The following is a 241-nucleotide window of genomic DNA, read 5'->3' on the forward strand; positions in this document are numbered from 1 at the left end:
TTCACGTTGCGCTACGACAACCGCGAGTACACCCTCGCCGGCATCTTCATCGGCAACGGCCGCTACGACCCGCCCGGCGACGCACCGCAGACGCGGCTGCGCATGGACGACGGGCAGCTCGACCTGCGGTTCTTGGAGCGAGGCTCGCGGTGGGCCGCCGTCCGCACGCTGTTCGCCGTCTTCACCGGCGGGCTCGGACGGTTGCCGCTCTACCACGAGTTCGACGCGCCGAAGGCTCACC

1 protein-coding gene is annotated in these 241 nt (G+C 70.1%); it reads left to right on the forward strand.

Annotated elements, in window-relative coordinates:
- Nucleotides 1-241, forward strand: a 241-nt coding sequence (locus LD028_RS18235; protein ID WP_237811657.1) for a diacylglycerol kinase family protein, incomplete at both ends; no start/stop codon positions are given.

The organism is Anoxybacillus sp. LAT27 (assembly GCF_022030075.1).
GTDB lineage: Bacteria > Bacillota > Bacilli > Bacillales > Anoxybacillaceae > Anoxybacillus > Anoxybacillus kestanbolensis.